The 25,282-nt window shown below is 36.1% G+C and carries 26 protein-coding genes; 9 read left to right on the forward strand and 17 right to left on the reverse strand.

The genetic code is table 11. The features are described 5' to 3' along the window. The first annotated feature begins 45 nt into the window (after positions 1–45). Positions 46–1,284, forward strand: coding sequence for a CAP domain-containing protein (locus AC27FM_RS01290; RefSeq protein WP_487085440.1), 1,239 nt, complete (start codon positions 46–48; stop codon positions 1,282–1,284). 82 nt (positions 1,285–1,366) lie between these two features. After that, entirely contained in the window at positions 1,367–1,783 is a 417-nt protein-coding gene (locus AC27FM_RS01295; RefSeq protein ID WP_487085442.1) for a MarR family winged helix-turn-helix transcriptional regulator, read from the forward strand. Between the two features lie 677 nt (positions 1,784–2,460). On the opposite strand, the gene AC27FM_RS01300 is transcribed toward AC27FM_RS01295, so the two are convergent. The 7 genes from AC27FM_RS01300 to AC27FM_RS01330 form a co-directional block, all read right to left on the reverse strand. After that, positions 2,461–3,312 (reverse strand): metallophosphoesterase family protein, encoded by an 852-nt coding sequence (locus tag AC27FM_RS01300; protein ID WP_487085444.1) that lies wholly within the window; start codon positions 3,310–3,312, stop codon positions 2,461–2,463. A 214-nt stretch (positions 3,313–3,526) separates the two neighbouring features. Beyond that, the gene (recQ, locus tag AC27FM_RS01305; protein WP_487085446.1) at positions 3,527–5,335 is read right to left on the reverse strand and encodes a DNA helicase RecQ; all 1,809 of its coding nucleotides are present in this window, start codon (positions 5,333–5,335) and stop codon (positions 3,527–3,529) included. Between the two features lie 63 nt (positions 5,336–5,398). Next, a complete protein-coding gene (locus AC27FM_RS01310; protein WP_487085448.1) occupies positions 5,399–6,046 on the reverse strand; it encodes a TetR/AcrR family transcriptional regulator in 648 nt (215 codons plus the stop codon). A 5-nt stretch (positions 6,047–6,051) separates the two neighbouring features. Further along, a complete protein-coding gene (locus tag AC27FM_RS01315; RefSeq protein WP_487085450.1) occupies positions 6,052–7,152 on the reverse strand; it encodes an ABC transporter permease in 1,101 nt (366 codons plus the stop codon). Then, positions 7,130–7,876, reverse strand: a complete 747-nt coding sequence (locus AC27FM_RS01320) for an ABC transporter ATP-binding protein (protein ID WP_487085452.1) — start codon at positions 7,874–7,876, stop codon at positions 7,130–7,132. The genes AC27FM_RS01315 and AC27FM_RS01320 overlap by 23 nt, the downstream gene beginning before the upstream one ends. A gap of 111 nt (positions 7,877–7,987) precedes the next feature. Beyond that, complete coding sequence (locus AC27FM_RS01325) at positions 7,988–8,764, reverse strand: Cof-type HAD-IIB family hydrolase (RefSeq protein ID WP_487085454.1); 777 nt, start codon at positions 8,762–8,764, stop codon at positions 7,988–7,990. A 2-nt stretch (positions 8,765–8,766) separates the two neighbouring features. Next, entirely contained in the window at positions 8,767–9,258 is a 492-nt protein-coding gene (locus AC27FM_RS01330) for a methylated-DNA--[protein]-cysteine S-methyltransferase (RefSeq protein WP_487085456.1), read from the reverse strand. Positions 9,259–9,357: 99 nt separating this feature from the next. Between AC27FM_RS01330 and AC27FM_RS01335 the strand changes: the two genes are divergently transcribed. The 7 genes from AC27FM_RS01335 to AC27FM_RS01365 all read left to right on the forward strand — a co-directional run bounded on the left by AC27FM_RS01335 (position 9,358) and on the right by AC27FM_RS01365 (position 14,054). Beyond that, a complete protein-coding gene (locus tag AC27FM_RS01335; protein WP_487085458.1) occupies positions 9,358–9,909 on the forward strand; it encodes a bifunctional transcriptional activator/DNA repair enzyme AdaA in 552 nt (183 codons plus the stop codon). An 89-nt stretch (positions 9,910–9,998) separates the two neighbouring features. Continuing rightward, a complete protein-coding gene (locus AC27FM_RS01340) occupies positions 9,999–11,045 on the forward strand; it encodes a MupG family TIM beta-alpha barrel fold protein (RefSeq protein WP_487085460.1) in 1,047 nt (348 codons plus the stop codon). A 15-nt stretch (positions 11,046–11,060) separates the two neighbouring features. Beyond that, positions 11,061–11,537: a PTS sugar transporter subunit IIA gene (locus tag AC27FM_RS01345; RefSeq protein WP_487085462.1), complete on the forward strand. Its 477-nt coding sequence runs from the start codon at positions 11,061–11,063 to the stop codon at positions 11,535–11,537. A gap of 103 nt (positions 11,538–11,640) precedes the next feature. Further along, on the forward strand, positions 11,641–12,471 hold the full coding sequence (locus tag AC27FM_RS01350; protein ID WP_487085464.1) for a phage integrase N-terminal SAM-like domain-containing protein: 831 nt from the start codon (positions 11,641–11,643) through the stop codon (positions 12,469–12,471). A gap of 12 nt (positions 12,472–12,483) precedes the next feature. Further along, entirely contained in the window at positions 12,484–13,068 is a 585-nt protein-coding gene (locus AC27FM_RS01355; RefSeq protein WP_487085466.1) for an LOG family protein, read from the forward strand. 109 nt (positions 13,069–13,177) lie between these two features. Beyond that, a complete protein-coding gene (locus tag AC27FM_RS01360; RefSeq protein WP_487085468.1) occupies positions 13,178–13,612 on the forward strand; it encodes a MarR family winged helix-turn-helix transcriptional regulator in 435 nt (144 codons plus the stop codon). A 1-nt stretch (position 13,613) separates the two neighbouring features. Further along, positions 13,614–14,054, forward strand: coding sequence for a GNAT family N-acetyltransferase (locus AC27FM_RS01365; RefSeq protein WP_487085470.1), 441 nt, complete (start codon positions 13,614–13,616; stop codon positions 14,052–14,054). Positions 14,055–14,357: 303 nt separating this feature from the next. Here AC27FM_RS01365 and AC27FM_RS01370 read toward each other — a convergent pair whose 3' ends face one another. The 10 genes from AC27FM_RS01370 to AC27FM_RS01415 all read right to left on the reverse strand — a co-directional run bounded on the left by AC27FM_RS01370 (position 14,358) and on the right by AC27FM_RS01415 (position 25,236). Beyond that, on the reverse strand, positions 14,358–16,010 hold the full coding sequence (locus AC27FM_RS01370; RefSeq protein WP_487085472.1) for a DUF262 domain-containing protein: 1,653 nt from the start codon (positions 16,008–16,010) through the stop codon (positions 14,358–14,360). A 160-nt stretch (positions 16,011–16,170) separates the two neighbouring features. Next, positions 16,171–17,085 (reverse strand): ribokinase, encoded by a 915-nt coding sequence (gene rbsK / locus AC27FM_RS01375; RefSeq protein ID WP_487085474.1) that lies wholly within the window; start codon positions 17,083–17,085, stop codon positions 16,171–16,173. 43 nt (positions 17,086–17,128) lie between these two features. Continuing rightward, positions 17,129–18,088 carry a D-ribose ABC transporter substrate-binding protein gene (locus AC27FM_RS01380; RefSeq protein WP_487085476.1) on the reverse strand — a complete coding sequence of 320 codons (960 nt, stop codon included), beginning with the start codon at positions 18,086–18,088 and terminating at the stop codon, positions 17,129–17,131. Positions 18,089–18,111: 23 nt separating this feature from the next. Continuing rightward, entirely contained in the window at positions 18,112–19,098 is a 987-nt protein-coding gene (locus AC27FM_RS01385; protein ID WP_487085478.1) for an ABC transporter permease subunit, read from the reverse strand. Beyond that, positions 19,082–20,581: a sugar ABC transporter ATP-binding protein gene (locus tag AC27FM_RS01390; protein ID WP_487085479.1), complete on the reverse strand. Its 1,500-nt coding sequence runs from the start codon at positions 20,579–20,581 to the stop codon at positions 19,082–19,084. Before AC27FM_RS01390 ends, AC27FM_RS01385 begins: the two co-directional genes overlap by 17 nt. A gap of 18 nt (positions 20,582–20,599) precedes the next feature. Next, complete coding sequence (rbsD, locus tag AC27FM_RS01395; RefSeq protein ID WP_487085481.1) at positions 20,600–20,992, reverse strand: D-ribose pyranase; 393 nt, start codon at positions 20,990–20,992, stop codon at positions 20,600–20,602. A 14-nt stretch (positions 20,993–21,006) separates the two neighbouring features. Then, the gene (locus AC27FM_RS01400) at positions 21,007–22,026 is read right to left on the reverse strand and encodes a LacI family DNA-binding transcriptional regulator (protein ID WP_487085483.1); all 1,020 of its coding nucleotides are present in this window, start codon (positions 22,024–22,026) and stop codon (positions 21,007–21,009) included. A gap of 217 nt (positions 22,027–22,243) precedes the next feature. Continuing rightward, entirely contained in the window at positions 22,244–23,137 is an 894-nt protein-coding gene (rbsU, locus tag AC27FM_RS01405) for a ribose/proton symporter RbsU (RefSeq protein WP_487085485.1), read from the reverse strand. Positions 23,138–23,318: 181 nt separating this feature from the next. Next, positions 23,319–24,254, reverse strand: coding sequence for a manganese-dependent inorganic pyrophosphatase (locus AC27FM_RS01410; protein ID WP_487085487.1), 936 nt, complete (start codon positions 24,252–24,254; stop codon positions 23,319–23,321). Positions 24,255–24,276: 22 nt separating this feature from the next. Beyond that, a complete protein-coding gene (locus AC27FM_RS01415) occupies positions 24,277–25,236 on the reverse strand; it encodes a LysR family transcriptional regulator (protein WP_487085489.1) in 960 nt (319 codons plus the stop codon). Between the last annotated feature and the right edge of the window lie 46 nt (positions 25,237–25,282).

Consider the following 25,282-nt stretch of genomic DNA (forward strand, 5'->3'; position numbering starts at 1 on the left):
TAAGGTAAAATTAGTGTAGCTATATATGAAGAAAAGGGGATTATTATGTTTTCTAATACGAAAAAAATAGCCTTGCTTTTGGCAGCAGGTGCTCTATTAAGCACAAGTTTCAATGGTACTGTTGCTTTGGCTGATACCTCAACCAGTACAGATGGTACTGCTGCAGTTTCTACTGCAACAAATGATCAGGATAATGGCGATAGTCAAGTTGTAAGTGACACAACCACTAGCACAGCTGACAATAATACCTCTTCGACTACTAATTCGTCTGCAACAACTAGTTCAACGAATGCTGCAACAACCGTCCAATCGGCTCGAGATATCAATCTTGCTGCTGTAAAGAATGCTATGTTGTCAGAATTGAACAATCTACGTGCTCAAAATGGTTTAACAGCATTGACTTCAGTTAATGTCTTAAACACCTATGCACAAGCAAGAACCGATAGTTTCACTTCTACTGGCGTAGATGATCATGCTGGCTGGAATTCAGCTAATATGTACCCATATTATTTGGATGCTGAAGAAAATATCGCACAAATGCCATTTACTATGCTAGGTACAACTGATCCAACAGTCATCGCACAAAAAATCACTTCTGAATTTTATAGTGAAAATTATGATCCTCAACCAAATTACGGTCATAGAAAGAACATGTTGAATCCATATATCAATTATGTTGGTATTGGTGTCAGTGTTAGTGCTAACGGCATGGTTTATTTCTCACAGGAAATGGGTAACGACGCTGACTCGCACAGTAGATACAGTGCCAGTGATCTGTATAGCTATTACTTAACCAATGAGAATGATTTTGCCAACGTGTCACAGTATGACTTGGTTGATTCTAAGCGCAAGAGCGATGATTATAAAGCTAGAGATGGCTATATCGTTGCTGACATGCGTGGTGGTGTAACTACAAAGAACTCTTCAGTTTCTGTATACGACAGATACGGTAACAAGACTAATTTAGATCTTGCATCTAATACGTCATGGGCTTCAGATATTATTGCAATTATGGATAATACTTTCTATTATCACGTCAGCAGCAATGGTTTTGTTTTAGCTGACGATGTTACACCTTGGGCTAGTTTCTTAGCCGGCACTGTAGTAACTGCAACCGACAGCGCTATGATCTATGATGATAACGGTTTTGCCACTGGTACAAGAGTTCCATCAGGAACCATGTGGAAGACTGATAGACGTTCAATAAATGCTAATACTGGTGTTAAGATGTATCGTATCGGTACGAATGCATGGCTACAAAAGACCGACTTAACAGGAGCTTAGTATTTTGCTCAAAATATAAATATTGTTGAGAGATGTCTAAATTAGGCATCTCTTTTTTTGGGGAAAAAGTGGGGAAGTTAAATTGAATAATAATAACGAATATTTTACATTTATTAAAACAACAGTCCGTTTAGCGAGAGCAATCGAGTCTGAAATGTATCATGAGGCAAGAGATAAGAACTTGACTAAGTTAGAAATCGATATTCTAATGGTTATTTGGGTATCTGAAGATCATCAGTGCACACCAAGTAATTTGATGGACTATCTCAAAATCACTAAATCACAGCTCAGTAGGTCATTGTCGACGCTTTGGGAAAAGCAACTGATCAAAAAAGAACGTAATATCAATAATAAAAAGTTTTTAATTGTTTCGTTAACTAACGATGGTAAATCATTAGTAGTTAAAAATGCTGAAAAAATAAAATATACGATCGAAGATGAAGTAAATAATTTGTCGATTGATGAAAGAAAAATTTTAAACGAAACCATACATTTTTAATTTTTAGTTATAATATATGTTTTACGAAAACATGTAACAAAAACAAAAAAACCTAAATAAATAACGGGAAAACGAAAGAAAGTCAACAAAAAAGTTCACCTACTTGAATTTTAAAGATCGTATTATAAAACAAGATCAAACAAATGCCAAGAAAAATCAGACAGACAACACAAGATTGTAGGACCGATAAAATGAACGGAAAATAAACCAATCAAATGCTGATTCAACAGATAAGTTTTGAGCCTTTTGATACGATCAACCGTATGTTGGCGAGTTGTACAATCAGGTCTAAATCATTGTATTAGTGTATTAAGTCTTATGCGCATAAGTTAAATAGCGTACTAAGTTTAAGACCATAAGACCAAACAACCACCACTAAGTAAGCATGATCCAATCAGCAAATGTAAAATCTATTCCGATACTAATTCTGATCAGCGAATATATGTCAATTAACTTGAGCACTTGAACAACTGCAAAATATGCACATCAGCAAATCTTAAACAACAATTATTAAAACACACAAAAATAGAACCAATCACGAATCAATTATTCGACGGTGATCCTGACGAGATTTTTGAAGAGGGTCGGTTCTATTTTTGATATAATTGAATAAATTCATTTAAGGTTACATAATATATATTATACGAAGTTCTATTAAAAGTAGCAATTCACTGCTACTAAAAGTTCATCAACTCTCGATAGAATTTCATAGCTTGAGATCTATAATCATGTAGATCCATATATTTCTTCAGCTCGGGTTGATTATGTGTATATGCAATTCCTTCAGTAAATAACTTCTTATATAACTCAATGTACGGCAGATTCATTTGCTTTGCGAGTTCAAGTTCATGATCAATGTCATATGACACCTTCTTAAATTCAATGTCAGCATATCCGTATTGATCGATGTCGATAATTGCATACTGAGCGCGTCTGTCAGGTCTAAACTTGTGCCATTCAGTGTATGGCTGTCCAATAGAACCAGGATTGATAATAAGCTGATCCTTGCTACTAGTACGCATTATCTGGTGATGTGTGTGCCCGTATACAGCCAAGTCATAGTCTTGATCATCGAACAGGTCGTTAAAATGCGTCTGTTCTTGATACGGTAACAATTCATGACCAAAGTTTCGCTTAGTAGTGTTGTGTGTTAATAATATTTTCGTCCCATTAACGGTCATTGATTTATATATAGGTGCATTTCTTAGTCTATCAAGATATTCATCTTTTGTTTTGCTGAGTGTATACTTCATCAGCATTAAGACATACGGCGTCACAGGGTCTTGTAAATCACGCTTAGAAAGCTTGCTGACGTCCTCAAATAGGAAATTATCCCAGTTTCCACGTAATAATACAGTCGTATTAACTGAATCAAGCATATCAAATAGCTCATTTGTTCCTGGACCGGGCATCAGTAAATCGCCAAGATACCATGATTCAGTGATTTTTTCCTTTTGAACGTCGTTTATAACAGCCTGACAGGCGGTTATGTCGCCGTGAATATCTGATAAAAGTGCAATTCTAGTCATGTTTTCATCTCATTTCAGTTAAAAGTATAAGGGTAGTCGCATGTTTGGTCAATTTTGGTTGTTTGTTAGGTTATGTTTTCGTAAAACATTTAATTTAACAATTAAAACAATAATAAACCTTGGCTTTCAATATATTTTAATCATTTCTTTGCAAATTGCTATTTATTGAATTTTTAAAAACAAAAAAATCAGATTTTTCATCTGATTTTGGCAATTATATTTTTTGAAACTCATTATTTTCATTTTTATATGATTTTATCAATTCAATAAAACGTTCGCCATATCGTTCAAGCTTAGCATTCCCGACACCATTAACAGCTAAAAATTCGTTTGAATTCTCTGGCATCTTTTGAGACATATCACGTAAAGACTTATCTGAAAAGATGACAAATGGCGGTAAATCTTGTGCATGAGCAATATCAAGACGTAGTTTCCTAAGTAATTCGAATAACTTCTCGTCGTATGTTCCGTCATTAGCAATCTCTTTAATTTCATCTGTACGAATTGTAACTGTCCTACGAGCCACATTCAGCTCTCCTTTTAACACCTGAACCCCTTTATTGGTCAAACGCAGTAACGGATATTGTCCACTAGTACTCAGCAAATATCCATTGGCTGTCAAATATTCAATAAATTCATTAATAGACTTTAAAGTCCAATCGTGCAATAAACCAAAGGTTGATAATTTACCAAAGTTGCGCCAATCACTTGCCACATCAGCCTTTCCTGCAAGTACTCTCCCAACGGTTTTCTTACCGTATTTTTGATCCATTCGTACTACACAGCTCAAAACTTTTTGAGAATCATCAGTGACATCTGTTGTTTCTCGATTATCAAGACAATTAGAACAATGTCCGCAAGCCTCACTCGTAGTCTCACCAAAATATTGTAAAATATAGCTCATCAAGCAATCCTCAGTCATAGCATACTGATTCATTTCTCGTAATTTTTCGGTCAAACTTTGTTTGTAATCATCATTTGCTTCAGACTGATCGATAAAAAAGCGATGTAGCCGCAAATCGGCTGGCGTATACAATAAAATGGCTTCAGCCGGCAACCCATCTCGCCCTGCCCTACCTACTTCTTGATAGTAGTTTTCTATTGTACCAGGAATGGTGAAGTGTATTACGTACCTAACGTTTGTTTTGTTAATACCCATACCAAATGCATTAGTTGCTACGATAACATTTGTTTCATCAAATAAGAAATCCTCTTGCTGTTGATGACGTTCATCATCATCTAAACCGGCATGATATCGTCCTGCGTTGATTCCATGACTATTCAAATACTCGTATATGGCATCCACATCTTTGCGACGACCAGCATAGATAATACCGGATTCATTTTTATGTGCTTTAACATAATTCAGTACATATGCTAATTTATCAACCCCACGCTCGATCTTCAAGGCAATGTTGTCTCTAGCAAAGCCAGTTTTGACAATGTTGTCATTGGGAATGTTGAGAATTTGAACTAAATCCTCCTGAACTCGGCTTGTTGCAGTTGCAGTCAATGCTAACCATGAAGGCTGACTGGGTAATTGATTCAGTGGATCGATTATATTTAAGTAACTTGGTCGAAAATCGTGCCCCCAAGAGGACAAAACATGTGCTTCGTCGATGGCAACTAGATCAATTGGCAACTGACAAAGCCAGCTATAAAATTCTGGATTCTCAATACGTTCAGGTGCAGCATACAATAATTTGACTGCACCTGATTCGATAAACCGCATACGTTCCTCTTGATCACGATAATCAAGGGTACTATTAATAAACGTGGCAGGTATGTTCATTTCGTTCAGACTATCAACCTGATCCTTCATCAAGGAAATCAATGGAGAGACGACGAGCGTTAACCCAGAGAATATGATTGCAGGCAATTGATAGCAAACAGACTTACCACCACCGGTTGGCATGATTCCTAGTGTTCTGTCACCATCTAATACATGATTTATTATTTTACGTTGTCCAGGACGAAAATGATCGTATCCGAAAACGTCTTTTAAAACTGATTGCGAATCCAATTTGAAATGCTCCTCAATTTAAAGTACATTTACTAGCATATCACGATATCGTTGACTCGCAAACTATGAAATAGCCCGTAAGATTCCATATTCGATTTTTGAAAGCTCCTGGTCGATCTGTTCATCAGTGGTATCTGGTAATAACTTTTGTGACTGAATGAAATAAAAGATCAATTGACTACCAACAGTTCTTAAAACATACAGTAAATCAATATCATCCCTCAGCTCGCCAGTCTCCTCCATGGCCTTCCAAATACCATCAATAAACTGTTCTTGCTTCTCTTTTACGAATTGTAATGCCATATTCTTAACGTCATCATTCACCAATAATTCTGAGATAAGAATTAAGACAACGCTTTTGTTGTTAACTAAGAAATTAAATCTATCCCGAATGATAAAATGGATCATTTGCTCCAAAGTCGTGCTGTGAGCAGATGCATTAATAATAAAATTACTACCATATCCTGGTAGCAAATGTGTAATTACCGGTTCAATGATCGACTTCAACAATACATCTTTAGTTTTGAAATACTTAAAAATAGTAGCTTGACTCATCCCTGATTCAATCGCTATTTGCGCGGTCGACGTTCCATCATAGCCTTGCTCAGAAAATAATTTTATCGCAGCTTTGAGAACGTTCCTCTTACCGTTTGGCATCTTGCTATTATTGATCCAGTCATTTAAATCTTTAAAAACTATATCTTCAGACATATTACTTATACCTTTCTATACTTTCTTAATCCGACTACATTTAAAACCGTTAATACTAATAGGAATAACAATAATACCATTATCGGCGCAATTATTTGTCCAATAGAATACCCATTCATGACAACACCAGTGAGCGCATCACCGGCATATTTCATTGGTAGTATATAGGATATAAACTTAACACCGTTGGCCATCGAATCCATAGGAATAATTCCTGAGAAAAATACTTGAGGAATTACTACCAACGGGATAAATTGCATCATTTGAAACTCTGATTTAGCAAAGGTCGACATCAGTATTCCGAAGGCTAACGCCACTAGAGCTAGCACGAAATTGATTAATATCACGTAGAAGACATTACCAACTACCTCAACGTTTAATGCCCAAATAGTGAATAATACAATTATCAATGTCTGTAATATCGCCAGAAATCCATAGCTCAACATATATCCAAAGACTATTTCTGAACGTTTAACTGGCGTGGCTAACAGTCGATATAGCGTGCCTGATGTACGTTCTTTTAACAAGGCCATCCCTGATATTAAGAAAACAAAGAAGAAGACGAAGAATCCCATTAGTATAGGAACAATTTTATCGAAGAAATTAGTATCTTTATCTCCATATAAGTATTTGTTGTGCAACTTTGGGGCATCCATAGATGCATTTGGAGCTAAGGTCAATTGCGGCGTGAATGATTGCAATTTAACTAATGTTTTCTTCAATTCACTAACATTATCTGCCACTATGGACGCTTTCAAAGCTGATTTCGTAGCATTAGTCTTACTTGCATCCGTATTGGCGTAAGTAACATAGTATTGGTTATTCTTATAATGAACTACCGCATCGACTTTACCATCTTTCAGTGCATCATTTGCATTTGATAAAGCATACTTATGAGTATCGATATGTGATACTTTGTCTAAGTCAGATACCAGTGATGAGCTGACATTGACAGTTGCAATATCAACTGACGTACTAGAATTAACCGAAAAAACCAATTTCATTAGAAACAAAACAAACATTGGTGCAATAAACATCAACGCCAGCGTACGTTTGTCTCTCAACAGTTCTTTTGTTACACGCTTAGTAATTGACAGTGTTCGCATTATTAATCGCCTCAGCTTTCAGGAATACTTCTTCTATTGAATTAACACCATAGTACTGTTTCAAGGAATATGGATCACTGTACGCAATAATATTACCACCTAAAAGCAAAGCTACTTCATCAACTAATTCCGCTTCGTCCATAACGTGAGTGGTAACCATGATAGTCTTGCCTTGATTACGTAAGTTCTTTAACTCATTCCAAATCTTCCTTCTCAACGCTGGATCAACACCGACAGTGGGCTCATCTAGTATCAGCAAGTCATTATTACCCAGTAAGGCGATTGCTAACGAAAGACGACGTTTCATCCCTCCAGAGTAACCACTGACACGTTTGTTCAGATCAGGTATCAAATCAACCACTTGAGCGACGTGTTGAATCTGCATGTTAGCAGCACGTTCGTTCAATCCTTTCATGTCAGCATAAAATTGCAAGTTCTCACGCCCACTCAAGGCCTCATACAGAGCATCTGACTGTGCCATGTACCCGATTTTACCTAGTAACTTACGATTGGGCATTCGCTTGCCAAAAACCGTAGTATCGCCAGAATCTGCCAATTCCATGCCTAAGACTATTTTAATAACTGTCGACTTGCCAGCACCGGAAGGACCGATCAATCCAATGATCTGTCCTGGATACACTTGCATATTTACATGATTGAGAACAACTTGTTTGTCATATTTTTTTACTATATTATTCAAAGTTATTACATTCATATTATTCATGATCATTCTCCTGACATCTCTAGGTGAGTGAGCGTTCACTAACCTATTTTCCATAAGTTTACTTCATATAATTATGATTGTAAATAAAAAACTTCAACGAATTGTTGAAGTTTAAATAAGATTCAATTCAATACAAGCATTCAAGATACCATCATCGTAAACATCAGTTGTCACGTAATCTGCCACATTCTGAACTTCAGCATTACCATCACCCATAGCAACAGAAAAGCCTACTTGTTCGAACATCGGTAAATCGTTAATTTCATCACCAAAGGCAATAGTTTCAGATGCATCAATATTCATACTAGTTAATACTTTTTGAATACCTACTGCCTTGCTCGAATAATTCATCGTTACATCGTAGACGTTAGGTGCAACTTTTAACATTTTAATTCCTTCGATAGGAATTTCTTCTGGTACATCTCTATTGTTCATAACTATCAGCTGAATGATATTCTCTGGGATCATTCCATCAGGAATCACTTCAAATGACATCGATCCGTCACCTTTGAAATTAGAACTCTCGTATATGTACAGTGTATCTACAGTTTCAAAACAGAATTCAATCTTGTTCTCCAAGAAATATTCAGCAACTGCACGTAAATCCTCTTCGGTAAATGTATCATGTGCAATAACCTTTTTTTCAAACACCACATAACGGCCGTTATTCGCGATGAAACTATCGACATCTAATGCTGATAAGACATCCTCGATCATTCCGTGATTTCTTCCGGTCGCAATAACAGGCTCGATTCCTGAAGCACGCAAACTCTTCAACGCTTTCTTAGTAGATTCTGGGATTCGACTAAGGATCGTACTATTCTCAGAAGTTTTATGTCCTGCCAATGTCCCATCAATATCAAAGAAAGCTATTTTATACTGACTCATAATTATTTATTCCTCTCCAATTGCAATAAATCTGATTTCATCGCTAAACCACCACGATAACCACCCAGGCTACCATCTTTTGCTAGTACTCTGTGACAAGGTATCACCAATGGCACTGGGTTACGACCAATTGCAGTTCCCACTGCACGAACTGCTTTAGGCCGATGGATCTGATTGGCGATAGATGTGTAATTAGATACTTCACCGTATGGAATCTTAGCAATCGTCTTCCACACTTCTTCTTGAAACTCAGTTCCAGATACATCTATCGTTAAATCAAATTTAGTTCGATCACCTTGTAAATATTCCATGATTTCCTGGGCATATTTTGCAGTACGTTGTTGGTCATTAATCAACTCCGCCTGAGGATAAAAGACTCTAATATCTTCTGGAACTTCATCCCTCAGACCGACATAAGCTAAGCCTTTATCCGTAGTAGCAACAATATACGTATGATTTTCGAACTCAATAATTTGATAATAAATTTTATTCATAATTAACACCTACTTTTGTATATCCTTATTATATGCTACAATTCATTTAAAAATCTTGCTTTTCTATTTTGCTTTTTTATTTTATTGGAGGATTATAAGATGATCAAACATCCACTAACTGAACTCCGTTGGAAACAAATCATCAACAATGACATTAACGCTGACGATAATTTCTTATATGGTGTTAAAACTACTAAAATATTTTGTAAACCATCTTGTCACTCAAAAAATCCGATCAAGGAAAATGTTTTGATTTTCAAAACGGCTGATGAAGCAATCTCGGCTGGATTTCGTCCTTGCAAGAGATGTCAACCGATTGGCAAAGTGACTAACACTGACTGGGTTGATGAAATCAAACTATACCTAAATCAAAATTATCAGAAAAAAATAACTTTGGAAACTATCGCCACAGAATGTCACGGCAGTGTCTTCAACCTCCAACGGACTTTTAAAAAAGAAACAGGTGTGACTCCTAGGCAATATTTAACTGCATTGAGACTTAACCAAGCCAAGCGACTTCTACAAACTACTAACTTATCCATCAAATCTATTGCGCTGAGAATCGGATTTTCTAGTGAAACTTATTTTATTACTATATTTAAGAGAACCTTTGCACAAACTCCAGATCGTTTTCGAACACAAATGTTATGATACTCTTCACATTTAAGAAAACATATGGATAAATGATTCAATAAATAATATTATATATTTAAGTGAACGTTTTCATATAGGAGGAGCATATGATTGGATTTTCGTTTTACTTAAATAAAGAACTCGATGACGATACTGAAGAGTATTTCAAAAGCATGAAAAACAATGGGTTTCATGAAGTTTTTACTACTTTCCATTCAAACACTAACAATTCAAAAAAATACCTGCAAATATTAGACCAGTTGATCGATCTCGTACAGTCGCTACAAATGAAATTGGCGATCGATGTTGATAAATCTTCATTACAATTAATTCACGATAAAATAATTAATATTGACTGCCTGCTCAGACTCGACGAAAGTTTCTCCTATGAAGATATTGCTACATTGAATGACGAAATTCCAATTGCGCTTAACGCTAGTATCCTAGATGATACTGATATTGATGAGTTAAAAGCATTGGATGTCGACTTAAATAAATTAACTGCGTGGTACAACTATTATCCACGTCCCGAAAGTGGCTTGGATTTGACCTGGTTTGCTCAAAAAAATCGCTGGTTAAAGAAACATGGCTTTCAAACTCAAGCTTTCGTTGCTGGAAATGAACCGTTACGTGGTCCACTTATGGAAGGCTTACCTACTCTTGAACGTCACCGACGGACAAACCCTTTTATTGCAGCCGTGGAACTGGATAAATTGGAGACAGATTCTGTTGTAGTTGGGGATCCATACTTAGATCCTGATTTGAGAAGCTCATTTAATAGTTATTTCAATCACGGTTATATCCCACTCCATATTTCAGATATCAAAATCGGAACACCGAGTTACTTATTCACCAATGTGTTCCACAATCGAAAAGACCCGGCACGTGATTCAATTCGTCTAGCTGAAAGTCGTAAAATGAATCATCGGAATATTGGTCCTACAAATAACACGGAAAGAATCTTTGGTACGGTAACTATGGACAATCGTAATTACGGACGATATATGGGCGAGATTCAAATCGTCTGCCATCACTTACCTGCCAGTCAGAATGTCAATGTACTGGGTATGATCATCGAAAGTGATTTAAAATTATTAGCCTATATTGACGCCGACTCAGCTTTTAAACTAATCAAAACTAATAATACTTTATAAAGAAAGGAGACTATCATGGGGCTTTTTTCTAAGAAAAGAACTGACACGATCGTAGCACCAGTCAGCGGTAAGATGATCCATCTCGCTAAGGTCAATGATCCTGTCTTCTCTCAAAAATTACTGGGCGACGGATTGGCCTTCATCCCTACTGACGGCACGGTCGTTTCCCCAATTAATGGTGTGGTTTCTATGGTATTCCCAACCAAACATGCAATAACGATCAAAAATGACTATGGATTGGATGTCATGCTACATCTGGGTATAGATACTGTTGAGATGAATGGTGACTCATTTAATATTCTCGTTCGCGAAGGAACAAAAGTCATTGCTGGTCAAAAAATCGCCACAATGGATCTTGATAAAATAAAACATGCTGGCAAAGATAGTACGGTCATGGTTATTATTACCGACGTTCACCAAATCAAGAACGAAATATCATTTACCGAAAAAAATATTTTACAAGGCGAAGATGCCTTTACAATCATATTATAATTAAAGTCATTCATATTACGTGATGAATGACTTTTTTAATTCGTCAAAAGATGATTATATCAGCATTTACGGTATAATTATACTAATATAAAGGAGGTTTCATATGTCAAAAATTCCATACCTGACCGGCTTTAATGCGTACCTGAAAACTCGACATATTTCACCACGTGCACATACTGAATATATGAATTCTCTCAATGATTTTTTCTCATATACGATTCAGCATAATGACGACTATAAGATTTCTGAAGATATTAAGGATGTACATGAGATGGATGTTAGATTATTCAAAAGTTTTATGATAGAAAACCTTCATTTGAGTCCTAGTACCGTTAACAAGGTGATCAGTAATCTGAATGTTTATTTCAAGTATCTCTTTGGTTTGAAAAAAACACCGGAGATACCTACATTAAATATCAACAGCGTTGAAGTCCCTAAACAGGATAACTTCCCCATCGAGGTGTTTCAAAATCTACCTAAGTATTTAAACTCAGATTTAAGCATTTATACTAGATTGCTGATACTAATAATTTCTAAAGGTTTCAATTATAAGGAAGCAATGGAACCTGACTTTTACCGCACCTTTTATCAGTTGGAGTTCAACACATTAGAAAAAAAGTTTCTTGAATCGTATCAATCATTCATTGGACCACTGCAATCTCATTGGAATAACAACAACTTATTCCTGAGTCGAAATAAAGGTGCTAACTCACCCTTGCTGACAGTCACTGCCTTACACCGTGATCTGAAACGTGACAGTGAATCAACTGATCTAGATCTATCACCTAAAAAACTCTACACGACCTTTATCTTGATGGCATTAAGTACAAAAAACTTATCGGATGACCAAGAACGTGCATTAAATGCACTTGAAACATCATCCCTTTTGTATTATCGTCGTTTAAAACGTGAATTAAATTTTATGAATGACTAATCAATAGAAAGAGTGACTAATTTGAAAAACATTGCTGTATACTGTGGTGCCGCTATCGGTAACGATTCGATCTATTCCAAGGCTGCCGAAGACTTGGCCCATTGGATAACTGAAAATAATTATGGACTAACATACGGCGGTGGTCGTTTTGGACTGATGGGAATTCTTTCCTCAACCGTGATATCAGATAAAGGATACGTCCATGGAATAATTACACAAAGTCTTGCTTCTCGGAATTTATCGCAAACTGGCTTGTCAAAGTTAGATATAGTCGAGACTATGGATGCTAGAAAGAGAGCTATGTTGGACAATTCCGTCGCCAGTATTGCTCTACCTGGTGGTCCAGGGACTTTGGAAGAAATATCAGAAGCTTATTCGTGGACGAGAATCGGTGATAATGATAATCCTTGCATCTTTTACAATATCAATCATTATTATGACGCCTTGGAGACGTTCTTTGACAATATGACGGAGAATGGCTTCTTGACTGAGATTGATCGTAATAAACTACTATTCAGTGACTCACTGGATGAGATCAAGAGCTTCATCGATACTTATACTCCACCCAAACTAAGATCATTTAAAAATGCCAAATAAACACCGATGGATTGAAGAAATAATACTTCAATCTGTTTTTTTGAAAAGTATTGGACAAAAGCCAGTAAAAAGAATATACTAGCTTTTATCCAATAAAGGAGATGTTCTTGTGTTAAATAGTAATGAAATCGAATTGATAAGGCAATTTAATCGTCAGTACACGAATACTCTAGGTTTATTAGACAAACGTGTATTTAATACTGAGCTTAGTTTTCCAGAAGCACGTGTGTTAATGTCGATTACACATGATTCAACACCCATGAGTATTGCGAACACATTGAACTTGGATGCTAGTTACACGAGCAGGATTATCAAAAAATTGACTAAATTAAAATACCTTGAAAAAAGTATCTCACCTACTGATGCTCGTTCAAAAGATCTTTCGTTGACGAAAAGCGGTACAGAACTACTTAAAAAAATTGATAATGATTCTGATATTCAAATTAAAAATTTGATTCAAGATCTTCCAACTGAACGACAGTCAGAGCTCTTCACAGCCTTTGACACTATCAACAAAATTTTATTTGAAACCGACGGTGAGTAATATGTGGAACGTAAAAGCATTTGATGAACTTAGTACAAAGGAACTATATGATTTAATGTATTTGCGAGTAAGAACTTTTGTAGTCGAACAAAATCGAGTTTACCAAGAGGTCGATGAGAACGACTTGACTGCTATACATATCTTTAAATACGATAACGATAAGATTGTCGCATACGCAAGAATCTTTATCGAAGATGGACATATCACTTTTGGTCGTGTGGTAGCTGAACCCGCACACCGAGGAACAGGACTAGGTGCGAAGTTAGTCCGTGAAGTTCTTGAGGTGATCGAAAATCGCTTCCCTGAGCAGCCGATCGTAATCGAAGCCCAAACCTATGTTGAGGATTTTTATAAGAAATTCAACTTTCAAAGTGTGGGTGAGGAATTCTTATTCAACCATACCCCACATATTAAAATGGTTAAAAATAATACAAAAAAATAAATGCTATTTCTGAGGTCTTTAACTTTTACTCTCAGGGAAAAAGGATTATATTTACAGTATCAGATAGAAGTGTTTGATCTCTATCTGATGCATTTCCTTAGATTATCATTTTAATTGATTGTGGTTTTCCAATGATTAATATGATACCCCTCCCAATTTTAAAATTAATATACGATAGATTTAAAATACGATATAGATCAACTAAAAAATTCCATCAATTCCCTGATACGCAAACACGCCAGACATTTTTGTCTGGCGTGTTTTTTTGTTACATGTGATGTTACTAAATGAATTTACAATTACTTATTTCCAGAACTCTATAGCCTTATCGGCAAATCCTCGTTGTAAATTCATTATACTTTCAGTATCTTTTAAGTTCTCTCGTGCACGCTTACGCGTATTAGAAAATTTAGAATTTTCTAAGATTAGCATTTTATCGCCGTAAGTTTGTGCAGCGCCCTTTTTGATCTTTGCATATTCCTTTTTAGTTACCAAAACCTTATTCGCAATCAAATTGACAGAATTAATATTATCATTAAGTGTTATTACTTTAACGTCGTTGAGATTAATTTTACTTGCTTCATCAGAATACATTATATCCCTTAAAATGCGCTTACTAGCCTTTTCAGTTTTGATTTCGGCTTTACAGAAGGCAATTCTAAAGCTAGCATCATCTAGCATCTCTGAAATAATAGCATTATTAATCTCCGTAATGGAGGTCAATTTACCTTGATTTATTTGATACGCAATACTAGCAAAAATTTTTTCATACTTGTTAGCGGGTAATCCACCGATGGTATAGTTTCGTACTACAAATGAGTATATCTTGTGAAGGGTGGTTAATATCTCTGACTCACGATACTTATTGTTTACCAGTGCCAAAATAATTGGATAGTAAGTTTTGATATTAAGATCTAACAAAGTTATTAGCAGTTCATTGATACTGTCATTCTCAAAATATTCAACGTTTTTAGAATCAGCCAGTGCCTCATATACAGGTGCTAGTTTTTCCAATTCGTTAACTAGACCTTTAACATCTTCAGAACATTTGACGTTATTATAAATAGTCTTATATAGTGCTTTTTCTACAACAAATTGTTTATTCGTGGAATTCCAATATGATCTAATAAACTTTGTCGGGCTGTTAGAACCAGCAGAACAAAATCGTAAAATATTATTCCATTGATTTTTTACATCTGACAGCGTATTTTCACTGACATTGCGTAGTATATGATTTTTCAATAAATCACTAGCGTTTAGTTCACGTCCTCTAGCATTCAGTGTTTCAAAGATAACGAAAGCATCGGCTTCATTAGGAGTAGATAAAACAATCACATAAAAACGCTCTGTAAATTTATCTAATAGTTTTAACAAATATCCACGACGGTCCAATAACGAATCGATTGACTTCATTTCGGCAGTGATTTTCCTTTCGTACGTAGTATAAGCAGAATAAACATTCGAGGCAGAAGTTTTCTTTTTAAGATTTTTACTAATAAGATGTATGTTATTGGGAATTTGCTGGATAGTCTTCTTAAAATAATCACTTAATTCATCACTTTGTTTCAAGTGATATGATTGGTCATCTTCAGTAAAATACGCCTTTTGAATATCTGAAGCTCTGATTTTTGATACATCATCATTATTATTTTTATACAATTCTTGTAACTTATTTCTTATCACTGAAATAAGAATCAGACTGGTCGTGACACGTTGCTGTCCATCGATAATAAAGTGTTCTTCTATATTTTCATTATTGGACCAATTCAGTACAATTTGCCCATAAAAATGTGATTCACGTTTGCTCTCATTCTTTTCTTGTAAGTCATCCCACAGTTCTTCGACTTGTTGCGTCTCCCATGCATATCCTCGTTGATACAGTGGAATCGATAGACGATTATAGTTTTTAAAAAACTCCGATAATGTACAGTCCTTAATTGTTAAATTCTCTGCCATGCTTTTCCTCATTCATTTTTGATTTTGCAATTAAATTTGTGCATAAAAAGATCATATCATAAATATTAATATTATATCGTTATAATGATTGGTCGATTTTAATTTTGATCAGACAAAAAAAAAAACGCCAGACGATATGTCTGACGTGCTCACTTAATTCCTACTTAGAAGCCTCAACGATAGCATCTTTAGTAGGTATTGATGGAAATGCTCCAAATTTTTGAACTGTTAAAGATGAAGCTCTACTTGCATAAACAACTGCTTCGAACAAGTTAGAGAAATCTGTCTTTAAGATTGATGACAAAGCGCCAATAAATGTGTCTCCAGCGGCGGTGGTATCCACTGCAGAAACTTTGAATGCTGGGATTATTTTCCCGGAGCCATTCATAGATACGTACGATCCATGTTCACCGATCGTAATGATCACATTCTTGATACCAAATCTTTCATAATATCTGACTGATTCTTCCATAGAGTGTTCATCTGTGATCTTGATCCCTGTGATCAATTCACTCTCAGTTTCATTAGGAACGATTAAATCTGTCTCTGCCAATAAATCAACAGGTATGTCATTATTTGCTGGAGCAGGATTAAGAATTGTTTTCTTATTTGCTTCATGCGCTAATTTGAACGATCCAATAGCATTATCTATCGGCGTTTCAAATTCTGTGATGACAAAATCACTTGCTTTGATAGTTTCTGCCGCATTTTGAATGTCAGCTTGAGCTAGTTCAAAGTTTGCACCCGCCTGAACGATAATAGAATTTTGCCCAGATTCTTGAAGGAGGATATAGGCTTGTCCGGTGTCGCTACCGTCTACTCTAATATTATTAGTGTTTATATTATTATCTTTCAGTTGGTTCAACATGAATTCACCGTTGCTGTCATCGCCAACGCAACCAACAAAACTCGTTTCTGCACCAGATCTAGCTGCCGCAACAGCTTGATTGGCACCTTTCCCGCCAGCAGCTTTTGAAAATGATTGCATACTGATGGTTTCCCCCGGTTGAGGAAGGTTCTTGATATGTAAAATACTATCTACATTAATACTACCGACTACAGTTACTTTATTCATAATAATAGCGCTCCTTTATTCTTGATTAAAAGGCGAATCACTATTATTTATTTAAACTCTCTGTAGTAACAAGTTTCAATGGTGATTCAATATTCTTTTTAACTTTTTTGCCGTTGAAGTAATCATAGGCAGCTTGTAGAGATAAACGACCCATTTCTTGTGGTTGTTGTGCAACAGTAGCTGCCATCTTACCTGACTTAACTGCCTTGATACCATCATCTTCACCATCGAAGCCGACGATTGCTACTTCTTTACCAGCAGCCTTAACAGCTTGAACGGCACCTAATGCCATTTCGTCATTTTGTGAGAAAATACCAACGATGTCGCTATTTCCTTGAAGAATGTTTTCTGTAGTACTCAAACCTTTAGCACGATCAAAACCAGCTGTTTGCTTTGCAACAATATCTAATTTACCTTTAGCAGCATTGTCAAAACCTTTTCCACGTTCACGTGTAGCTGAAGCACCTGGAATACCTTGTAATTCAGCAATCTTAGCATCGTTACCAAGTTTTTCGATCATGAATTTAGCAGCCATTTGACCACCTTTTGTAGAGTTTGAAGCAACTAATGATAGAACTTTACCACCGTCACTAGAACGGTCAACTGTAATAACTGGAATTCCTGCATCATTTGCATCTTTAACAGCAGGTGTAATAGCGCTTGAATCAACTGGGTTGATGATCAAAACATCAACTTTTTTAGTAATTAAATCTTCAATATCATTATTTTGTTTTGCAGTATCATTTTGTGCATCTGAAATTTGTACCTTTGTACCTTTTTTATCAGCTAATCCTTGAATACCTTTTTTAACTGATACGAAGAATGGATTTGATTGAGTTGACAATGAAACACCAACTTTAAGATCTTTAGGACTCTTCTTTTCTACTTTTGAACTATCTGAGCCCCCTGAATCTAGTCCTGACTTGCCACATGCGGCAAGAGCGAAAATTGCGATAAATGTAACACTGATAATTGCAATGATACGTTTTAAAGATTTATTCATTGTATTTAATCCCCTTAAGATTATTATTTGTCGTTTGATTTACGATCTAGTAGGACAGCGATAATAATTACAATACCCTTAACGATTTGTTGATAGAAACTAGAAATACCTAATAAGTTCATACCATTGTTCAATGTTCCGATGATCAGAGCACCAATCAATGTACCGAAGATACGTCCTTTACCACCAGCAAGACTAGTACCTCCTAAAACAACCGCTGCGATAGCATCCATTTCGTATGATGTACCTGCATCAGGTTGAGCTGAACTCAAACGTGATGTCAAAATAATACCAGCAATTGCGGCCATTAAACCAGAAATAGTATAGATCCAGATCGTAACCATTTTTGTTTTGACACCAGCGATGAATGCCGCATTCTCATTACCACCCAGCGCATAAGTCTTACGACCAAATGTTGTCTTGTGTAGTAATAAGTAAAGAATTAGATATACGACTGCCATGATAAAGATTGGGAATGGAATTCCTAAGAGATAACCTCTTCCCATAAATTGGAATAGGAAGCTATCATTCATCTTGGCTCCAGTGATAGGATTACCATTTGTAAATACATAAGTAGCACCACGGAAAATAGTCATAGTTGCTAAGGTAGCAATAAATGGTGCGGCCTTACCATAAGCTATCAATAATCCATTAACGAATCCCAATAATGAACCTAATGCAGCTCCTGCTAACAATGCAATAACAGGTGAAATTCCGGTCGTTAGTAGTGATGCAGTAACCGCACCCGTCAAAGCTAGAATCGATCCAACTGATAAGTCGATACCACCAGTCAAAATTACGAAGGTCATACCAAATGCGATAACGGCATTAATCGAAACCTGACGCAATAAGTTCAATAAGTTAGTCGGTTGAATAAATCCTGGACTCAGCACTGTTACTAGGATAACTAGTACGATCAGTGCTAGTAAAGGCCCCATCTTACCGACAAATTTTTTAAAATCAAATCCTTTTGATTTTTCAGTCTCAACTGATTTAGTTTGCTCTTGCATCATCTGCTCCTCCTGTCGCTAACGTCATTACTGATTCCTGAGTGGCACCCTTAGTTTCCAAAATCCCAGAAATCTTCCCTTCATAAACGACTGCAATTCTATCACTCATACCAAGAACCTCTGGTAAATCACTTGAGATCATGATAATGGCAACATGTCTATCAGTTAGTTCGTTCATCAAATCATAAATTTCTCTCTTTGCTCCGACATCAACTCCTCTTGTTGGTTCATCCAAGATAAGAACTTGTGATCCAGATCCAACCCACTTAGCCAAAACAACCTTTTGTTGATTACCACCACTCAAACTGCCGGCGGTAACTTGTTCATCCATTGCCTTAACCGTTAGACGTTTCATCAACATATTTGCAAAATCATCAACCGACTTATCATCGATCAATCCGTGTTTTACAAAACCATTAATGGATGGTAAGGCAATATTGTCTCGAAGTGAATCTGACAAAATCAATCCTTCATCTTTTCTATTTTCAGTTAGGAACCCGATTCGGTGTTTAATGGCCGATTCAGGATCTCTAATCCGAACCTTCTCACCATTGAGAAATATTTCTCCAGAATTGTAATGATCGATACCGAAGATGGCACGCATGATTTCAGTACGACCAGCACCCATCAATCCTGAGAAGGCTAAGATCTCTCCTTCATGTATATCAAAACTAACATCTTCAAATACACCTTTTTCCGTAAGGTTCTTAACTGACAAAATTGTTTTTCCAAAATGAGGATCTCTATCAGGATAGAAATCGCCGATTTCACGACCAACCATGTCACGAACCAATTGCTTCATGTTAACAGCGTTAGTCATGTATTCATTAACTGATATACCATCACGCATGACAGTAACCTTATCAGCGATTTCAAAAATTTCTTCCATACGATGTGAGATATAAATAAAACCTACACCTTGTTTCTTTAGTTCGTTAACGACTCCAAATAATTGCTTAATTTCATTCTCAGTCAACGCAGCGGTTGGCTCATCCATGATGATGATCTTAGCATCCGTCATGATTGATTTAGCGATCTCAATCAACTGTTGTCGACCAACACTGAGTGTTCCGATTGGCTTGTCGACATCAATATCAGCACCTAACTTACTGAGATTTTCACGAGCTTGCTTACGCATCTTGTCTTCATTCACGATACCGAACTTATTCTTGATCTCTTTGTTCAAGAACATATTATCAACTACTGACATTTCCAAGAAATTATTCATCTCTTGATGAATAAAACTAATACCATGTTGTTCAGCATCAAGCGGACCTGAGTAACTAGTAGATTCACCATCTACCAAAATTTCTCCACCATCATCACCGTACAACCCCGTCAGAATATTCATTAACGTGGACTTACCAGCACCATTTTCACCCATAAGTGCATGGACCTCACCAGACTGTACGGTAAAATCTACACCTTCCAAAACTTTATTATTACCAAAAGCCTTGGAGATGTTTTTCATTTCAATCTTCATTTTTTCACCTCCCCAAAGCTAAAATGTGACACCACTTTCTAAAATAATGTTTGAATAAGGGGTTACTTCACCTGTTCTAATAAATGCCTTATTAGTAGCTAATCTTTTTTTCATTTCATCGTGTGGAATGAACTCAACAGGTACATCAATCGCAGCTTTAATACTCTCCAATTGTTCAGGATTTTGAGCTTTGATTTCCTCGGCCAAATAAATCTTTTGTACTTCCAATTCTGTCAAAACATTCTTCAATACATCGATAAATTTTGGCAAACCTTTTTCTACAGCCAAGTCGATCTTTTTGGTTCCTGCTGGAACAGGCATACCGGCATCTCCGATTGATAATGTATCAAAATGACCCATATCAGCGATAACGGCTGATATTTGACTGTTCAAAACTGTCCCTTTTTTCATTTGAACCACATCTCCTAAATCAATTTTTTGGTAGACTCCCGAACTCTCAATTTCACATCTAAAATCACCGACTGTCGTTTAACTGTACGATCATTCATTTTGTTGGATAGCATTTGAATCGCCTGTTCACCAATTTGATCGATCGGTTGCTCGATCGTGGTCAACTTAGGGGTCAAATAATTAGTCAAATTGATATTATCGAATCCGACTACTGAATAATCATCTGGAATTGATTTGTTATGAGAATATAAGCCTCGATATACACCGATAGCAACATCGTCATTGATGGCAATAATTGCAGTCGCGTCAGTATTTATTATTTTCTCAACTGCGGCAACGCCGCCACTTGGATCAAAGTCAGATTGGAAAACTAAGTCCAAAGGGACATCAACCCGATATTTTTTAAATGCGGCCTTGTACCCGTCAAATCGGTGTTTAAGATTAAGTGTTAGACCAAACGGAAGGATGATGGCAATTCTAGTGTGACCTAATTCTAATAAGTGACTGGCAATCATTTCACCAGCTTTTAATTCATCGATCAGCACCATGTCATACTCTCCGCTCAAATCAGCCTGATCAGTTAGAACCATTGGTAGACTATTCGACAATGCTAATTTACCGACAATTTCCTGCGATGCGCCAGGGGCAGCCAAGATTAGACCCTTTTGTGTACCTGAAATAAATTGCTCTATAAAATAATCAATATTCTCGTGAAATCCATTGACACTGAATACTTGTGGGAAAATCCCTTTTGGTATTGCAGCGTTCTCAACACTTAACACTAAACTCGCAAAAAACGGATTCATAATATTGGGAATTACTATTCCGATAGAATTACTTCTCTGACCGACTAAACCACGCGCATAAAAATTGGGATGATAATTTAGAGCTTGTTGTGCCTCGCGCACCTTTCGAATTGTTTGATCACTGAATCTGTCGCCCTTACCATTCAAAATCTGTGAAACTGCTGTAACCGAAATCCCTACATACTGTGCAACGTCACGAATTGTTGTACTTTTATTTGATTCATTCAATTCATCCCTCCTAATAAAAGTAAAACGTTTTACTAATACTAACCGATTTTTATTATATATCCGTTTTGAAAGCGCTGTCAACAACTTTTTTGTGTGTTATTTAAAAATATTTATAAGTTATATATAACATAATATCAGTCCATTGTAACGACATATTTTTTATTACAACAAAAAAACACGATATCCTCATTGAGAACATCGTGTTTAATTGATTTTTCTATTTTATGAAGGCTGTTACGATACCGGCTATAACAACTAATCCTAAGCCTGATAATACAGCAATCATTTCTTTTTTAGTTTTGTATTCGTGTAAAATATAAATTCCACCAAGTGTCGCAATTACAACGTTCATTTGTGAAAGCGTAAATCCAGTAGCCAATCCATTAACATCGGGTCTTGATGAAATCAAGTATGTCAATGCTGCTAAAGCGAATGAGAATCCACTAATAATATTAGTGTATGAACTCTTCGTAGCGAAAGGTTTGGTCTGACGATTCGACTTCGAAATCAATGCAAACAATGTTGAGAAAACTGCCATACCCAAGGCTTGTGGTAAAAATGCCTCAAATCCATTAACCGTAACGGCTTGAGGAAATGCTGAATATCCTAAGTATCCAACAGCGGCGATCAAGACTAAGATAACACCTCTAGTAACATCGCCGTTAGCAACATCAGTGCTGGTTTTTTTCTCACTGTATGTTGTTAAATATACACCAAAGATGATCATGGCAATGGATAAAAATCCAACGATCTTGGCAACATTGGAACTCCAGTTACCTAAGATAAATACTCCCCACAGAGAAGTACTTACTAACTGAAATCCTGTAGAAATAGGCATAGTTCTTGAAACTCCCATTACAGAGAAAGCGTAGAATACTAATACTTGTCCTAATGACCAACTAGCTCCCGATAAGAAAGTGAATAAAAATTCCTTTCCCCCAATCATCGGCGTCTGGTTGACTAAAGCTACCACAATTGCGGCTATCAACGTACCGTAAGTAGTTCCAAGAATTTGATTAACCGGTCTGCCACCAAATTTACCTGTTAGGATTGGCATAACTCCCCAACCTATCATAGGCATAAGGCCGATTAATAAATTAACTGCACTCATTTAAAAACTCCCTTTTGTAAAATAACACCAATATAAAAACTGCCAGATCAAAAAACAATCCAGCAGTTTTGATGATGTAGAATATTATACCTGTACGCGATAACGTTTTCAAGAAAACTAGTTCATATTTCACAAAATATTTTTATGTTTTCATTAGTGAAACGCTTTCATAAAATGATTATTAGAATTTATCGTTTAATGGAGGAACAATTTGCTTCTTACGTGAAACAACGCCAGGCAATGAAGCTTTGTTTTCTTCTACCTTTGTATCAAGGGCACTTTCGAAAACAGAAACAGCATTTTCATCACCTAAAATCAAACCAGTAGTGTCACTTGTCAAAATATTGGTAATTAGTAGTACAAACAAGTTGTAACCCTTTGATTCATTTTCAGCTTTGATATCAGCAGTAAATTCTGCTTCTCTCTTCAATGTGTCAGCAACGTCGACTGTGTTTACTTGAGCAATACGAACACTGTTACCATTCATATCAAAACTCTTAGCATCCATGTCAATAAGTTCTTTTGTTGATTTATCATCAAGATTTGTACCTGCCTTGAGCATTTCCAAACCATATGACTCGTAGTCAACACCTGCTGTCATTGCAAGACTTTCAACAGCAGCCTTGTCTTGATCAGTTGTTGTTGGTGATTTTAATAGAAGTGTATCTGAGATAATTGCAGACATCATCATACCAGCGATATTAGCTGGTACTTCAACATCTTGTTCAGCGTACATTTTCCAAAGAATAGTACTTGTGCAACCAAGTGGTTCTGCACGGTAGTACAAAGGATTAGCAGTTTCGAAGTTAGCAACTCTATGGTGATCAACCACATGTGTAACAGTCAAATCAGCAATGTCATCTAAACTTTGTTGTTTTTCGTTGTGATCAACAAGCATAACTGACTTAACTTCACCGTTAGCAGCTGTGATGATTCTTGGGAATTTGTAATTGAATTTGTCAAAAACAAATTTTGTTTCTTCATTAGGTTCACCCAATGCAACAGCTTCAGTATTGAAACCTAATTGATTTTGTAAATATGAATATGAGATGGCTGCAACAACAGCATCTGTATCTGGATTCTTGTGTCCGAAAACTAATTCTTTTTCCTTAGTCATTCTATATTTCCCCTTTTTTTATTTATCTTGAAGATTTCAAACGGTCGATATAATTCTTATTATCTAAGAAATTATTCCATTCGTCGAGAAATTCCTTTATTCGAGGAATTTTCTCTTTGTCCTCTCGATATACAAATGATAATTCACTTGATACCGCTGGTTCAAGTGGAGTTTGATAAAGTTTAAACATTGAGGCGTGTGCTATGCAAAAGCTCAATGGCAAGACGGTATAAATATCTTCCGATCCTTGTGTAAATTTAAGCAATTGATATGGTGAAGAGAATCTAGCAACAACGTTAGGTTGATCAATCAACGCGTTTCTAAAGCGTTCATTGAGTAAATCAGATAAATAATAATCTTTCAAATATGCAGCCCAAGGCTTTTCAATGGCATCTTTATAACTTGCGACACCTTTTTTATAGACCTTTTCATTATTATGTACCAACACAATATTATCATTAATAATCTTTTTAGATTTATAAATCTTCCAATTTTTAATGTTCTTATCAGGTAGATACATAATTGCTAAATCTATTCGATTATTTTCAATGTGATCCCAAATTTCCTTACGAGTCAATAAATTAAGATCGATTTCGACGTTCGGATTGATTCGATTATATTCAACAATAAAATCTTCTATAACTACTGACTCTGCAGTTGATAATAAACCTATACTGATCGTACCAGTCTTATCTACTGATTCTTGTTGAATTTTATCCGTAACGGAATTTATGACGTCAAAAATTTCATGTGTTGCTTTTAAAAGCGAAGTTCCGGCATCTGTAAGATAAATTTTCTTCCCCATGCTGTAAAATAACGGAACACCCACAACTCGTTCAATTTTTTTGATTTGCTGAGTAAGTGCAGGCTGCGTAATACCCAAAGATTGAGCAGTTTTGGTATAACTCATGTTCTTAGTTAATTCGTCAAAATAGTTTAATGCCTTTGAACTAAATACTCGTCTCGATTTTTCGTCTAGCAAAAAGACGTCCTCCTAATTGTTGTGAAAAGATAATTCTAATTCTATG

Source organism: Companilactobacillus sp. y65-5 (assembly GCF_057541095.1).

Coding starts and splice junctions, on each gene's coding strand:
- AC27FM_RS01290 (WP_487085440.1), top strand. CDS start 46: ATGTTTTCTAATACGAAAAAAATAGCCTTGCTTTTGGCAGCAGGTGCT.
- AC27FM_RS01300 (WP_487085444.1), bottom strand. CDS start 3,312: ATGACTAGAATTGCACTTTTATCAGATATTCACGGCGACATAACCGCC.
- AC27FM_RS01310 (WP_487085448.1), bottom strand. CDS start 6,046: ATGTCTGAAGATATAGTTTTTAAAGATTTAAATGACTGGATCAATAAT.
- AC27FM_RS01315 (WP_487085450.1), bottom strand. CDS start 7,152: ATGCGAACACTGTCAATTACTAAGCGTGTAACAAAAGAACTGTTGAGA.
- AC27FM_RS01320 (WP_487085452.1), bottom strand. CDS start 7,876: ATGAATAATATGAATGTAATAACTTTGAATAATATAGTAAAAAAATAT.
- AC27FM_RS01325 (WP_487085454.1), bottom strand. CDS start 8,764: ATGAGTCAGTATAAAATAGCTTTCTTTGATATTGATGGGACATTGGCA.
- AC27FM_RS01330 (WP_487085456.1), bottom strand. CDS start 9,258: ATGAATAAAATTTATTATCAAATTATTGAGTTCGAAAATCATACGTAT.
- AC27FM_RS01335 (WP_487085458.1), top strand. CDS start 9,358: ATGATCAAACATCCACTAACTGAACTCCGTTGGAAACAAATCATCAAC.
- AC27FM_RS01340 (WP_487085460.1), top strand. CDS start 9,999: ATGATTGGATTTTCGTTTTACTTAAATAAAGAACTCGATGACGATACT.
- AC27FM_RS01345 (WP_487085462.1), top strand. CDS start 11,061: ATGGGGCTTTTTTCTAAGAAAAGAACTGACACGATCGTAGCACCAGTC.
- AC27FM_RS01350 (WP_487085464.1), top strand. CDS start 11,641: ATGTCAAAAATTCCATACCTGACCGGCTTTAATGCGTACCTGAAAACT.
- AC27FM_RS01365 (WP_487085470.1), top strand. CDS start 13,614: ATGTGGAACGTAAAAGCATTTGATGAACTTAGTACAAAGGAACTATAT.
- AC27FM_RS01370 (WP_487085472.1), bottom strand. CDS start 16,010: ATGGCAGAGAATTTAACAATTAAGGACTGTACATTATCGGAGTTTTTT.
- rbsK (WP_487085474.1), bottom strand. CDS start 17,085: ATGAATAAAGTAACTGTAGTCGGTAGTATTAATGTAGATAGTATTTTA.
- AC27FM_RS01380 (WP_487085476.1), bottom strand. CDS start 18,088: ATGAATAAATCTTTAAAACGTATCATTGCAATTATCAGTGTTACATTT.
- AC27FM_RS01385 (WP_487085478.1), bottom strand. CDS start 19,098: ATGCAAGAGCAAACTAAATCAGTTGAGACTGAAAAATCAAAAGGATTT.
- AC27FM_RS01390 (WP_487085479.1), bottom strand. CDS start 20,581: ATGAAGATTGAAATGAAAAACATCTCCAAGGCTTTTGGTAATAATAAA.
- rbsD (WP_487085481.1), bottom strand. CDS start 20,992: ATGAAAAAAGGGACAGTTTTGAACAGTCAAATATCAGCCGTTATCGCT.
- rbsU (WP_487085485.1), bottom strand. CDS start 23,137: ATGAGTGCAGTTAATTTATTAATCGGCCTTATGCCTATGATAGGTTGG.
- AC27FM_RS01410 (WP_487085487.1), bottom strand. CDS start 24,254: ATGACTAAGGAAAAAGAATTAGTTTTCGGACACAAGAATCCAGATACA.